Genomic DNA, 13800 nt, shown 5'->3' with positions numbered 1-13800 from the left:
TAAAACAACCCTCTTTCACACAAAAAAATAAGGTTCTCACGCATCCTATAAAATGCGTAAAAACCCTTATATATCAGCATGTAAACCATATTTCATAAAAATCAATCCACCCTTGTGAATTAATCATTATATTTTGTACTTTTTCGTGAGAAGTTACTTGTTGTTTGTTACGATATAAAGGAATAATATGAATGTGACGCAACAAAGTGTCCTCAATATTGCGTAACAATGTAACTCTATTCTCTAAATGTTCTTCTTTAAAATAAGGGGAGAACTTTTTATGAAAGTCCATGCTGCTTTGCCCATGAATAAAACTATTTTTTGTAAGAAACATATATAGCAGACTATCTTCTATTCGTTCGCTAATTGTTGCACTATCATGCATCATATCAGCCTTTTGTATCGTACTGATTTCCAATAACTCTTCAACTTCAAGAAAATTATTTTCTACACGAATCCCGTACTTCGCACACTCTTTCTGTATCCATTGTGCATCTTCTACGTGATCTTGTCCTGTAAATGTGTAGAGTTGTAGCACTTCATAATGGTACGTACTCCTTTTAATTAAACTAGCTATATCTTCCTCAATCTCTACTATGCTTTCATTTGCTAATATTAGTTTCTTTGCCACTTCTCCACGTTCGCCGCAGAGCTCTTGAACAATTTTATCGCCATGAATAATTTTATAAAGCGCCTTTCGAAACAACTCATCTTGCATTGGCCCTTCTTTTACAAGATTGCACGTTACATATGTCACGTTCGATTCAAGCCGAGACAACTCTTTATTGGGCTTTTCTTTATCTTTATACTGCGTCTTTACTAATACATCATACGTATTTACATTTTGCTCTACATTCATTAGTTCAATTCGGTCAAGAAAAGGTCTTTCACGATAATATAAATCATGCACTTCTAATACAAATAACTGTGCATTTTTCTCACGTAATATAAAAGGACCTGTACCAATAAAGCTTCCTTTTTCATCTTCATGTACGATAGAACACTGTTCTGCACTTAGCATATGTAAAAACATCCTATTTTCCGTATGTAATTGAATTTCAACAACAAATTCATCCACTGCATGGACATTTTTAACATGTTGCAACATCCATGCGTGTGGGTTGTTTTCCGCTTTCATAAATCGATTTAATGAATGTATAACATCATGTGCGGTAAGTCGTTTTCTATTATGAAGATGAACGCCTTTTCTTAAATAAAATGTCCAAACCTTTTCAGCGTCATTATATTGCCAGTGAAAAGCAAGTCTTGGCTCTATACAATTTGTTTCCTCATTCACATATACGAGTGTATCAAAAATATGTTTAACCATATGACATTCTGAGCGCATCGTAGCGTATACCGGATCTAAAGCGATGTCTAGATTCATTTGTACTTGCAACCGAAGTACATCTTTTCTTCCATCAGGTGTCCTTTCTATTTTATGACCAAATATTGAATCTACCCAAGCTTCATATTCTTTCTTTACTGATGGAAATTGTGAGCTGTAGCGTTCCACAAATGAGATTCCACTTTTCACATCCCCTTTTTTCGTTAGTTCTTTTCCTCTGTCTAAAATCAATGTCATCGGTTGCTTTTGAAATATTAATTTAGAACGATTCCCTCTTCCGCGCCCTGGAAACCAAGCGATCCAATTTAACTCTTCTAATTTTTTTATTATTAATTTACTATTACGCTCCGTACAAAATAATGTTTCTGCTATCATTTGTACGGTTACTTCTAATTGTTCTCCTTCTTGTCTCCCTTTACCATAGGTACACCATAGTGCAATATACTGATCTAAAATAAACATCATAATCCCCCTAAAAGGTGAAAAATAACCCCTTTTGTTTCTACCCTTTTTCCACTTCTCCTTTCATCTTATCATTTCAATATAGAAAGGAGGAATTAATATTGAACAATCTCTTACTACGTTATAATAAACCAATTATTATAAGACTGTGCGGCGAATTATTAACCCGAACAACCGAATCCATGTTAGCTCTTATTATGATTATTTACGTTAATAAAATGTTAAACGGTAATATAATAATAACTATGCTCATCTTTGGACTACAACCACTATCAGACATTGTATTTACACTTATTGCTGGGGGAATTACTGATAAATATGGGCGAAAGAAAATTATGTTACTCGGCTTATTGCTACAAGGCGTTGCAATCGGTAGCTTCATCTTTGCTCAATCTGTTTTTATATTTGCTTTGCTTTACGTCATAAATGGGGTTGGCCGTTCCCTATATATTCCCGCTCAACGTGCACAAATTGCTGATTTATCAACACAAAAACAACAAGCAGAAATTTTTGCTCTTTTGCATACGATGGCTGCAATTGGTTCCGTAATCGGTCCAATAATTGGTGCTATCTTTTATCGTACTCACCCTGAATATTTATTTATAATGCAAAGCATTACACTTATGGTATATGCAGTAGTTGTATGGACGCAGCTTCCAGAAACCGCTCCAGTATTTATAAAGCCAAAGCAAAAAGTTGAAGTATCATCTTCAAAACAATTTGTAAGCAAGCATTACGCCGTTTTAGGACTTATGATTACTACACTCCCTATTAGCTTTTTTTATGCTCAAACTGAGACAAATTATCGCATTTTCGCTAAAGATATATTTCCAGATTTCGTATTCATGCTCGCTTTTATTTCAACATGCAAGGCTATAATGGAAATCTTCCTGCAAGTTTTCCTTGTGAAATGGTCTGAACGATTTTCTATGGCGAAAATTATTCTTATTTCTTATACCTGCTATACAATAGCTGCAATTGGCTACGGGATTTCAGCAACAATCACGTCACTATTCTTCACTTTACTTTTTTTAGTCATTGGGGAAAGTATTGCCTTAAACCATTTACTTCGATTCGTTTCAGAAATCGCTCCTACAGATAAGCGTGGATTGTATTTTTCAATTTACGGGTTACATTGGGATATATCTCGTACGTGCGGTCCTGTACTTGGTGCGGTTTTATTAAGTAAACTAAACGGTAGCATGCTATTTTATATTTGCGCTTGTTTCTTAATAATGGGAGGGATTATTCAAGCACTGTTTATTCATAATGTAGAACGTAATAAAATAAATAAAGACGTTTCGGAGCATACCCCTCATATTTTATAGGATGCTTTCTTTATAAAAAGAAGGATGTCACAAAAGTCTCGAGACTTTTGTGACACCCTTTTTTATTACCCTGCCATTTTATTAATACTATCTTCTGGTGAAAATACCGAAATATGATTTACCTTACCAGTCGATTTTGGAATAATGAATTTTAACTCAAACTGATTGTTTACTTTATATACGTATATTTTATCTTCCCCATTTACTTTAACTGAAGCTGGTTTTCCTAATGCTTTCTCTATTTCTTGTAATGTAATTAATTTTAGCTCTGCATGATAGGAGCGTACATCAAAAACTTGTGATCCTTTATTAAAACCGAAGGAAACATTTTTATTTGTAAAGGTAGCGTACATTCCGTTGCCTGCTTGTTCCGTTTTATCTGCTTTACCCCAATCTTTTTCTATTTCTTCAATATCACCTGTATGTGCTGCGAACGGAACATTAGGTACTTTTCCTTCTTTCGCTAGTTCAAACAAATCTTTAATGTGGTTAATTGATTTTTGATTTATAACTGTATCTTTCGTGCTTGAATCTGTCTTTGTTTTTTCTGATCCTTCATTATTTGATTTTACTTCAGGCTCTTTCTTTTCTTCAGAAGAATTATTTTGTTCGTTTTTACTATTTTCCGAGGTTGGGTTTGTTTCCTTTTTTTCGTCTGTCCCTTTACATGCTACTAATGCAAATATGCATGTAAAAGCGAGAAATAACATAGCTATCTTTACATACACTTTCATACATTTCAGCCCCCCTATTATAATCTTATTCCTTTCGATAACCAATCCATGACACCGCTTTTCAAATTGTGTTTGTTCCAAAAAGTAAATGCTTCACTCTCTCCCAATACTTGTACAACATATTCTACAAAAGCTGTTCCTAAAAAATAACCGAGTCGGTTGTATCCAAAATACTGTCCTCCAGATAACCGAAACCACTCTTTCTCTTTTTCAAACGTCCATCCTTCTATATAATCTTCCAAAAAACGATTCTTTATTTGTTCTTCATTTTCTATATAGCATTGTAACCAACGTTCGCCATCATTGTTATATGAGTAGTACACTGATTCATTTAAACCTCTCATAATTTGCTTTGATAAATATGTTGCAACACCTTCACGATACAAATTAACTGATCCGTCAGTCCAATCGGCTTTCCCCCAATCCATTCCATCATTGTGTAACATAACATTATGATATATATGTCCTATTTCGTGAGCGACAATAACACGAAGGTGATTTACATCTGGAGATAATTTTTCTGCCGCAAAAAATATGTCTCCAATAATTTCCCTTTCTACAAATGCATTAGAGCCAAAAGCTCCAACAAATAGATGAAAATTCATATTTACATCAAAGTTATATTTATAATGATATTCATTCGTTATTTCTTGAATAATAGTCGGTAATGTTTCTGCAATGATACGAATTTCTTCTATTTTTGCGGGATATTGTTTAATGGCATTAGAAACTCGTTCTCTCGTATGTGGACAATGATACTTAAAGTATTCTTCAAATATCTCTGGATACGAAGTAAAGTATTGGTTGAGGACTGCTAATTCTACATCGTTACTTTCCCATAATTTTAAAAAACTTGGAATTGTATTATTTATCATTTTTTCCATCTCCTTATATATCCCTTCTCGCCATTTACACTGCAATCCTTCCTGAAACGTAGAAAAAGCAACAAAGAAAGATGAGTCTTCTTTGTTGCTTTTTCTGTTTAATCAAACCATTTATCACCATCAGAAATCCATTTACCATTATGCAAATCATAACATTTATTATAATAATAAAAAAAGCTGCCCAAAAAGGACAGCTTTACATATGTATTTTTACACTTCGATTGATTTACCATCTTCAACAATATGATAAAGTAAGTGAGCTAAATGATGAATTGGGCCATACTCTTCCTCTTCCTCATCTGTTTCACCGTGGAATTCAAGATCATTTAAGTATAGTGCTAAAAATTGATAGTATAATTTTAAATCAAATCCGTAGCACGCAGTTGGCTCTTCATGATCCCCTTCGTATTGTAACATTAAGTATTGATCATTACCTTCTGCATCTTCTGCATCAAAGAATACGAAGAATCCAACGTTTGTATCTAAATCAAATAGATGACGAGTGCCTTTTTCTGTTGCTTTATTGAAGTCCTCTTCACTTAATTTATGTACTGTTGTCGCTTTAGCATTATCTTCTTGATGGAAATTTACTGTAAATGTTTTCAATGCTGACACCTCCTGATTGTATAATACTAGCATAACATATAAAAAGGACTGCTTACAAATGTAAACAGTCCGTACATTCATTTCCGCATTGCTCGTAATAAAAAGCTTACGATGAAAATTAAAATAATCGCACCGATTAAAGCTGGAATAATTGCAAACCCGCCTATTACAGGGCCAAAACTACCAAGTAATTTCGTACCAACCCAAGAACCGATAATACCAGCAATAATATTACCAATTACACCACCTGGTACGTCTCTTCCAGTAATTAAGCTTGCAAACCATCCTAATAAACCACCAACGATTAAAGACCAAATCATATGATAACCTCCTTTATATTTCACCAATCAAAATATAATTAGAAACAATTGCTTACCATTAGTTATGTTACATTTTCCATAAGTTATTCATACAGCTTAACCACTAAGTTAGTTCAAAACAGTGAACGATCTTTTTTGAACTGACAATTTATACAGTTCCACATATTAAGGACAATCAGGCTTTAATATCGTTCGCATAAATTCTTCTTTAAAAGCCAGATAGTTAAAACCAACTGCAATTTTTTGGATAGGCCTATTATCAAACGTTGTCGGCTCAGCTATTTTTCTAAAGTCTGCCACACTTTGTCCTCTTGTTACGTCATTTGTCGTACTAATCCAAACTGCAGATTTTTTATATTCAAAAATATCATCATTTATAAAAGAAATGAACGGAAGTAAATCGTGAATTGGACTTCCAGCAATACCCGGGTATTCTTTTTTATAAAAGTTCTCATAATAAAAATCGATCATTGGTTTAATGAGTTTTGCCTGCCCTGTTCCTTCTTTATTAATCATATCCAACATTTCAGGAGTAATTAGAGCGTCTTGTGTTACATTTAACGGATAAATAGTCGCATTCTTTGCGTACTTCATAACAATATTTGCGGCGATTGGATCTCCATAAAAATTCGCTTCTGATACAGGAGTAACGTTACCAGGAAATAAAAAAGCACCACCCATAATATAATACGAACATACCTTATCCATGACATTTGGATATAATAAAAATAACGTTGCCAATGTTGTTAATCGTCCTGTCGCTACAATAATGATATCTTCTGGACAAGGCTCAATTAATTTAATTAATTCACAAAAATTTTCCCGTTTACAAATCCTCATATCAGGTGGAATAATTGGACCTAAACCGTGATCTCCATGAATTTCAGGAAAGAATAAAGGTTCTTCTGCTGTCATCGGTCTTGCTGCACCCTCAATGATTTTTACTTCTGTAGCATAGTATCTTTCTAAAAAATACACATTTTCCGTTACAATCTCTCGCGATACATTCCCATATTCAGCAACAATACCTATAATATCTAATTTACATGTTTTATTTGCATAAATTAACGCCACAGCATCGTCAATACCAAAGTCTCCAAAAAAGATGATTTTCTTATTAACTATCCTCACCCCTCTTCAGCATAGTCTACTACTATTATTATGTGAAAAAGACAAGGCTGTGAAACGGTACAAACTAAAAAAGCCACCTATTTATTGGCGACTTCAATCTTTTTATAAGATAAATATGCTAGTACATTTTTACTTGAATCGTATTTTGGATTATTTCCTTTTCTCGGTTCTCTCATATGTGTTTTTTCAAATCCAGGAATATCTGGAATTTTCTCCATAAATTCAAGCATTTCTTCTTCAGTTCCTTCAATACGTACGCGAATCATTATTATATTTCCTCAATTCTCATTTTCTCTGTACTAAGTATAACGTACTTTGAAAAGACTGCAAGAAATTTATCTTTTTAATGTCGCGCTTTTTTTGCATACAAACAATGCCATTTCAGTATAAAACGAATTTATTTTATTATTTTCAATTTGAATATTAAAGAATTCTTGCATTTCAACTGGTGTTTTCATCATACATTCTGTTAATTTCATACGTTTCTGCAAAGGTACATTCATCATATCGCACCACCAGTCAAATTCAAATTTCTTGTCAAAAGTAAGGCATGATTGCATTTGCAAACCGTTTTTTTCTAACATGGTAATCCATTCTGTTTTTTTCAGCGCTCGTTCATGACTCGGATCTCGCTTTTTTTCTATAAAATTATAAAATGTATCAAATTCATTATTTTCCGGTGAAACATTATCTATCAAAATAAACAATCCATTATGTTCTAACGTACGATTTACTTCATAAATAAACTGAGCTGGATTCGTAAAATGATGTGCTGCAATTCGGCATGTAATCGTATCAAAAGAACTATCGGCAAACGGTAAACTTTCAGCGTTTCCAGCGACAAAAGATACATTTTCATATCCATTACTTATAATAAAGTTTTTTGCATTCTCTAACATTTTTTCTGTTAAGTCTAAGGCAACTACTTCTTTAAACAATGGAGCTAATACATTCGCAACATGTCCACCGCCAGTAGCAATATCAAGAAGACGATTATTATGACGAGACTCTACTTGTTGAACTACATATTGTAAATCCGGTCCTTTTGCATGAATTTTACTTTTTACATACTTTTCCGCATTATTACCAAACTGTTGTTTTACAAGCTCTTCTTTACTCATTTTATCATCTTCTTTCTATTGTTACTTACATATAAGATTCATGTAATAATTAAAGTTCTCTTTATGTATTTTCAAATCCTCTTTTCAGCTTACTTCTTATCATGCTGTCCTATCATCGATATAATATTAATGTTACGTTTTATTACTAAACAAAAAAGGCTACGGGAACTTGTCCCCTAACCTGACTAAATATTTATTACATTTTTACTTTTTCATATACATCTATATAATATAAATCCTCTTTCAACTTCATAATAACGTCTACTTCGTTATAAGTAGCCTCACGAGCATGTAAACCAAATTGATCCATACCAATCCATATCCATCCAGGTGTATGCTGTAGAACATCTATGTTAAAATAATCTAATTTAATAAGCTCCGATTTAATAAAATTATCTTTATTAGCGATTTGTTTATCTATTAAACCATATTCTTTTCCATTTTCAAGTAGCGATATAATTTTCCCTAAAATCGGATGTTCACGTATAATAAAATGATATTCCCTTTCGTCTACATTCGCCATAATTAAACAAGAATTAGATAAATCAGATCCTAAATTCGACATCTTTATTTATTCACCTCCTTTATGAGTTTCACAAACATAATAACAAATGAATATTCAAATAAAATTAATATAATGTAAAAAATAAAAAAGCTGACTCCCTTTTAGAAATCAACCTTTATATTTGGATCATCTGTATACTTTTACAAACTATTATAATGTTTCTTTTTCCTCATCATTCCCGGAAACTAAATTCCCAATAGCATCTGCCGTTACTTCAACTACAAATTCACAAATACCTGCTACAACTTCTCCAATTACTTCATCCATCTTTTTACCCCCTTATTTTATGTAACTTATTTGTAGTATAGAAGAGATTGGTTATTTTTAACTATCGGAAAACGTGACAAAAACATTACAATTTTGTAATGTTTTGTAATTTGTTTAGTTCCTATCCTTTGAAACTCCAAGTATGATTAACAAGCATATAGGCCATCATAATATCAATTAAGTTCCAATTATGCTAGAGGAGGCGTGTAAAATATACTACGTAAAATTAATTAAAGGTCAATCATTCTATGCTTTTGATCATCGTTTCTTAATGTCTGAAGAAGAAAAGGTTTCCGAGAAAGTTTATAATTACTTACGTCGTAATGAATTTTTCGAAGTACGTAAAGAAGAATATTCAGCCTGATGTATTAAAAGCATCAAGAAAAATATCATTTAATTGTGATATTTTCTTGATGCTTTTATTTTATTTATCCTTAATTTCAATGAATATGTAATCATTGGTTGTATGCATTTTGACTTACTTGTTTCATCTATTAACACATCAAATTTTTGACAAATCAAAAAGATTGAAATCCACTCATGAAACACGTAATATAGACTCTGACTCTAAAAAAGTTCGTTATAAATTATACATAAAATAAGGAGGTTTTATATACGAGTTTTTCATTTTAAAAGACGGAGAGGTTTTACATTATGTGGCGTAATAAAAATGTTTGGATTGTGTTAATTGGGGAGTTTATTGCTGGTCTAGGGCTATGGCTTGGTATTCTTGGCAACCTTGAATTTATGCAAAAATATGTCCCTTCTGATTTCATGAAATCAGTTATATTATTCATCGGACTATTAGCTGGTGTACTAGTTGGTCCTATGGCCGGTCGTATTATCGATCAATATGAAAAGAAAAAAGTTCTTCTTTATGCTGGGTTCGGTCGCGTTATTAGTGTTATTTTTATGTTTTTCGCTATCCAATTTGAAAGTATTGCCTTTATGATTGCATTTATGGTTGCTCTTCAAATTTCTGCAGCATTTTACTTCCCTGCATTACAATCTGTAATTCCACTCATCGTACGTGAGCATGAGTTATTACAGATGAACGGTGTACATATGAATGTAGGTACAATCGCTCGTATTGCAGGTACTTCACTAGGTGGAATTCTTTTAGTTGTAATGAGTTTACAGTATATGTATGCCTTCTCAATGGCAGCATACGCTTTATTATTCCTCTCAACTTTCTTCCTACAATTCGAAGATAAGAAATCAACAACACCAAGTAAACAAGCTGCGAAAGATAATAGCTTTATGGAAGTCTTTCGTATTTTAAAAGGAATTCCTATTGCTTTTACAGCACTTATATTAAGTATTATCCCTCTATTATTTATAGCCGGATTTAATTTAATGGTAATCAACATTAGTGAAATGCAACATGATCCAACGATTAAAGGCTTTATATATACCATTGAAGGTGTAGCATTTATGTTAGGGGCCTTCGTTATTAAACGTTTATCTGACCATTTCAAACCTGAAAAATTATTATATTTCTTCGCTGTTTGTACCGCTTTTGCACATCTTTCCTTGTTCTTTAGCGATATAAAATGGATGTCTCTTACATCATTTGGTTTATTTGGTTTTAGTGTTGGTTGCTTCTTCCCTATTATGTCGACAATTTTCCAAACGAAAGTGGAAAAAAGCTATCATGGTCGTCTCTTCTCATTCCGTAATATGTTTGAGAGAGTTATGTTCCAAATTGTCTTACTCGGCACAGGCTTCTTCTTAGATACGATTGGATTGCAATATATGGTTCTCATTTTCGGTGTGATTTCATTATTAATTATTTTCATTTCATTATCTAAACAGAAACAATATGAAAAACAACCTTCGCAATCTGCGAATTTATAACATAAACAAAGACGCATGGATCATATTTGATTAATCCATGCGTCTTTGTTATATAAAGCCTTATTTATTACGTTTATTGTAATTATTTAAAGGAGTACCCTCTTTCGCTTTCGAATACAGTATACTAACATGATATATACAGGAGGTGCGAAATTGTCTGATGTTATGCAGTTATTTAGTATCTTTATTTTTGTATTAGCTCTGTTTAGCATCATAAACTTTTTAGCTATTTCCTTATCTGGACATAACTTTAAAAGAAGAATTATCGCAGGTTTCATATTTTTACTGATAACTCCTATTGTTTTTTTTGCTACCTTAGCATTCGCTTCTATATTTGATAAAGCTGGATTTGGCGCAGGTGGGCTAGCCTTCATTGTTGCAATTATATATATTTTAAATGGAATAATGATCCTACTTTCCTCATTATTTTTCCTCAAAAGAGACATAACATAGGCTATAGTACTCTGCATGAATCTGACTTTATACTAGATTCATGCTTTTTCAATTCTCCCAAAATTTTTATGTGAAATTAAATAATTCTTTATAAAAATTTAAACTTTATTTATTACAATATTTGTATCGTATTCGCACGTTTATTGAAAATGAAAAGAAAGGAGTACAAAATGAAAAAGATTCTATTAATTATTCCAATATTCATCGTTCTACTTAGCGGATGTAGCAATAATGATATATACGGTTCTTGGGAAGTCGTTGACAACAAAAATGGTCTTTGCCCTGCATCTTATAAATTTGAAACAGTTGTAAAAGAAGAAAAGAAAGAAAAAATTGTTCAATATTTAGTTGAGATGCAAACATCAAAGGAAAAAGAAGATTTATACAAAGGCTCATTTGTAAAGAATTCTAATGTATATCACATTGATTATGGTAACTCATTTACATCGGATCAAACTTTAAAAGTTGTCGATGGCAAATTAAATGTATACTTTTATGCAGTGGAAAAGTTATGTACATATAAAAAGAAATGATTACACTTCATATAAGACGCAGAAAATATTTTCTGCGTTATTTTTAATTTACAAAACCTCCCCAAAAACATTTCCCTCTTTTAAATCTTTAAATTTAAATGTAGTATTATATAATAACAATATTTTAATGCGAGGTGCTTTTTTTGAGAAGTTTAAGTTCATTAATTGTATCAACAATCTGTTCCATTATCCTAATCCTATGGAGTGCACTTTCATTTTATGAAAGATTCTCGACAGGAAATTCATACTATTGGCTTAGTGGTATATTAGGCCTCGTTTTCATGTTCTTTTTCATCCAAAATATGCGGGATATACTTAATAAAAACTATAAAACATCCTAAACCGTATAGAAATATATAATAAACAATTCAGTTAACCAATCCTTATTTACAACGCCCTTTCAAAAAAGACTAATCCTCCCTCTAAATTTGTCAATCGTTTTAATTTTCATAAAAAAATGATAAAATGTAAACATGTGTTTTCAGAATAATTAAAAACGCAGAAAGAAAACACTGTTTTTAGGAGGGGTTTTGATGACTTACACGTTAGCAACTAGAATGAAAGCATTCCAATCTTCTATATTTAGTGAATTAGGGGCTTATAAAAAAGAAAAAATTGCAGCAGGTCACAAAATGATTGATTTAAGTATCGGGAATCCTGATATGCCGCCTGCTGACTTCGTAAGAGAAGAAATGGTACATACAGCAAGTAAAAAAGAAAGCTACGGATACACATTAAGTGGTATTCAAGAATTTCACGAAGCTGTAACTGAATATTACAACAACACTCATAACGTTAAATTAAATGCCAATAAAGAAGTTTTATTATTAATGGGTTCACAGGACGGACTCGTTCACTTACCTATGGTTTATGCAAATCCGGGAGATATTATATTAGTTCCGGATCCAGGATATACAGCTTATGAAACTGGAATTCAAATGGCTGGTGCAACATCTTACTACATGCCATTAAAGAAAGAAAATGAATTCTTACCTAATTTAGCAGCTATCCCCGAAGATATTGCTGATCAAGCAAAGATGATGATTTTAAACTTCCCAGGGAATCCAGTTCCAGCAATGGCTCATGCAGATTTCTTTAAAGAGGTAATCGCATTTGCGAAAAAGCATAACATTATTGTTGTCCATGATTTTGCTTATGCTGAATTTTATTTTGATGGCAATAAACCAATTAGCTTCCTCTCTGTACCTGGTGCTAAAGAAGTTGGAGTAGAAATCAACTCTTTATCAAAAAGTTATAGTTTAGCAGGTAGCCGTATTGGATATATGATTGGAAACGAAGAAATTGTTCGTGCACTTACTCAATTTAAATCAAATACAGATTATGGTGTGTTTTTACCAATTCAAAAAGCGGCATCAGCGGCACTAAGAAATGGCGCTGCGTTTTGTGAGAAAAATCGCGGTATTTATCAAGAACGTAGAGATACTTTAGTTGATGGATTCCGAACATTTGGTTGGAATGTTGATAAACCAGCTGGTAGTATGTTCGTCTGGGCCGAAATTCCGAAAGGCTGGACTTCTATAGATTTCGCTTATGCATTAATGGATCGTGCGAATGTCGTTGTTACACCAGGTCATGCATTTGGACCTCATGGAGAAGGCTTTGTACGTATTGCACTTGTTCAAGATAAAGAAGTGTTACAACAAGTTGTTGAAAACATTAGAAATAGCGGTATTTTTTCTCTTGAAAAAATAAATGAATTAGTTAAAAATTAATGATAACTCCCCTGCTTAACTGTAGCAGGGGTATTATTTATTGGAGGTACTTTCATATGCATATTAAAGACACTCTTCCTCATCGTTATCCTTTTTTAATGATTGATAAAGTAACAAATATAATCCATAGTCAATCCGTTACGGGATATAAACTCATTTCAAATAATGAGTGGTTTATAAATGATAATCAAAAACATATGCCTCATATGTTAATTGTAGAAGCACTTGCTCAGCTTAGTCCATTTGTACATACAAGTGACTCTGAAGGGCTAGGCTTCCTCTCCTCATTAGATGGGGTTGAATTCCATGGAAACGCATTTCCCGGTGATAAGCTTGATTTACATTATGAGCTAACTCGTAATCGACGAGGTTTTATTCTCGGTAAAGGTACTGCAACTGTTAACGATCAGCCGATTGTAACTATAGAAAAACTATTAATATATCAAGCAGAATAGAGA

The 13800-nt window shown here is 32.6% G+C and carries 16 protein-coding genes; 7 read left to right on the top strand and 9 right to left on the bottom strand.

Annotation, left to right across the window (positions count from 1 at the left end; all coding sequences use genetic code 11):
* Nucleotides 1–73: 73 nt before the first annotated feature.
* Nucleotides 74–1810 carry an ABC transporter substrate-binding protein gene (locus DN393_RS12330; protein ID WP_149173537.1) on the bottom strand — a complete coding sequence of 579 codons (1737 nt, stop codon included), beginning with the start codon at nucleotides 1808–1810 and terminating at the stop codon, nucleotides 74–76.
* 101 nt (nucleotides 1811–1911) lie between these two features.
* On the opposite strand from DN393_RS12330, the gene DN393_RS12325 reads away from it, so the two are divergent.
* Nucleotides 1912–3138 (top strand): MDR family MFS transporter, encoded by a 1227-nt coding sequence (locus DN393_RS12325; RefSeq protein WP_064475554.1) that lies wholly within the window; start codon nucleotides 1912–1914, stop codon nucleotides 3136–3138.
* A 65-nt stretch (nucleotides 3139–3203) separates the two neighbouring features.
* On the opposite strand, the gene DN393_RS12320 is transcribed toward DN393_RS12325, so the two are convergent.
* The 8 genes from DN393_RS12320 to DN393_RS12285 form a co-directional block, all read right to left on the bottom strand.
* Complete coding sequence (locus DN393_RS12320) at nucleotides 3204–3872, bottom strand: YjgB family protein (RefSeq protein ID WP_064475555.1); 669 nt, start codon at nucleotides 3870–3872, stop codon at nucleotides 3204–3206.
* Between the two features lie 17 nt (nucleotides 3873–3889).
* A complete protein-coding gene (locus DN393_RS12315; RefSeq protein ID WP_064475556.1) occupies nucleotides 3890–4747 on the bottom strand; it encodes a gluzincin family metallopeptidase in 858 nt (285 codons plus the stop codon).
* 219 nt (nucleotides 4748–4966) lie between these two features.
* On the bottom strand, nucleotides 4967–5362 hold the full coding sequence (locus DN393_RS12310; RefSeq protein WP_000847586.1) for a hypothetical protein: 396 nt from the start codon (nucleotides 5360–5362) through the stop codon (nucleotides 4967–4969).
* 77 nt (nucleotides 5363–5439) lie between these two features.
* Nucleotides 5440–5682: a GlsB/YeaQ/YmgE family stress response membrane protein gene (locus tag DN393_RS12305; RefSeq protein WP_064475557.1), complete on the bottom strand. Its 243-nt coding sequence runs from the start codon at nucleotides 5680–5682 to the stop codon at nucleotides 5440–5442.
* A gap of 165 nt (nucleotides 5683–5847) precedes the next feature.
* Nucleotides 5848–6813: a nucleoside hydrolase gene (locus tag DN393_RS12300; protein WP_064475558.1), complete on the bottom strand. Its 966-nt coding sequence runs from the start codon at nucleotides 6811–6813 to the stop codon at nucleotides 5848–5850.
* 77 nt (nucleotides 6814–6890) lie between these two features.
* Entirely contained in the window at nucleotides 6891–7079 is a 189-nt protein-coding gene (locus DN393_RS12295; RefSeq protein ID WP_064475559.1) for a DUF3970 family protein, read from the bottom strand.
* Between the two features lie 69 nt (nucleotides 7080–7148).
* Entirely contained in the window at nucleotides 7149–7934 is a 786-nt protein-coding gene (locus tag DN393_RS12290; RefSeq protein WP_064475560.1) for a class I SAM-dependent methyltransferase, read from the bottom strand.
* 196 nt (nucleotides 7935–8130) lie between these two features.
* Nucleotides 8131–8499: a hypothetical protein gene (locus DN393_RS12285; protein WP_098103617.1), complete on the bottom strand. Its 369-nt coding sequence runs from the start codon at nucleotides 8497–8499 to the stop codon at nucleotides 8131–8133.
* A gap of 478 nt (nucleotides 8500–8977) precedes the next feature.
* Between DN393_RS12285 and DN393_RS12280 the strand changes: the two genes are divergently transcribed.
* The 6 genes from DN393_RS12280 to DN393_RS12250 all read left to right on the top strand — a co-directional run bounded on the left by DN393_RS12280 (nucleotide 8978) and on the right by DN393_RS12250 (nucleotide 13797).
* Nucleotides 8978–9130 (top strand): YqbF domain-containing protein, encoded by a 153-nt coding sequence (locus DN393_RS12280; protein ID WP_071723536.1) that lies wholly within the window; start codon nucleotides 8978–8980, stop codon nucleotides 9128–9130.
* 290 nt (nucleotides 9131–9420) lie between these two features.
* Entirely contained in the window at nucleotides 9421–10623 is a 1203-nt protein-coding gene (locus DN393_RS12275) for an MFS transporter (RefSeq protein WP_000269247.1), read from the top strand.
* A gap of 165 nt (nucleotides 10624–10788) precedes the next feature.
* A complete protein-coding gene (locus DN393_RS12270; RefSeq protein ID WP_370458089.1) occupies nucleotides 10789–11076 on the top strand; it encodes a hypothetical protein in 288 nt (95 codons plus the stop codon).
* Nucleotides 11077–11246: 170 nt separating this feature from the next.
* Entirely contained in the window at nucleotides 11247–11609 is a 363-nt protein-coding gene (locus tag DN393_RS12265; protein ID WP_064475563.1) for a hypothetical protein, read from the top strand.
* 533 nt (nucleotides 11610–12142) lie between these two features.
* Nucleotides 12143–13342, top strand: coding sequence for an LL-diaminopimelate aminotransferase (locus tag DN393_RS12255; protein WP_064475564.1), 1200 nt, complete (start codon nucleotides 12143–12145; stop codon nucleotides 13340–13342).
* Nucleotides 13343–13398: 56 nt separating this feature from the next.
* The gene (locus DN393_RS12250) at nucleotides 13399–13797 is read left to right on the top strand and encodes a 3-hydroxyacyl-ACP dehydratase FabZ family protein (protein WP_098102550.1); all 399 of its coding nucleotides are present in this window, start codon (nucleotides 13399–13401) and stop codon (nucleotides 13795–13797) included.
* The last annotated feature ends 3 nt before the right edge of the window (nucleotides 13798–13800 follow it).

It is taken from the genome of Bacillus sp. BPN334 (assembly GCF_008368885.1).
In the GTDB taxonomy this organism is placed as follows: Bacteria; Bacillota; Bacilli; order Bacillales; family Bacillaceae_G; genus Bacillus_A; species Bacillus_A wiedmannii.
The sequence above is the reverse complement of the archived record's forward strand: the minus strand, read 5'-3'. Positions and strand labels throughout refer to the sequence as shown.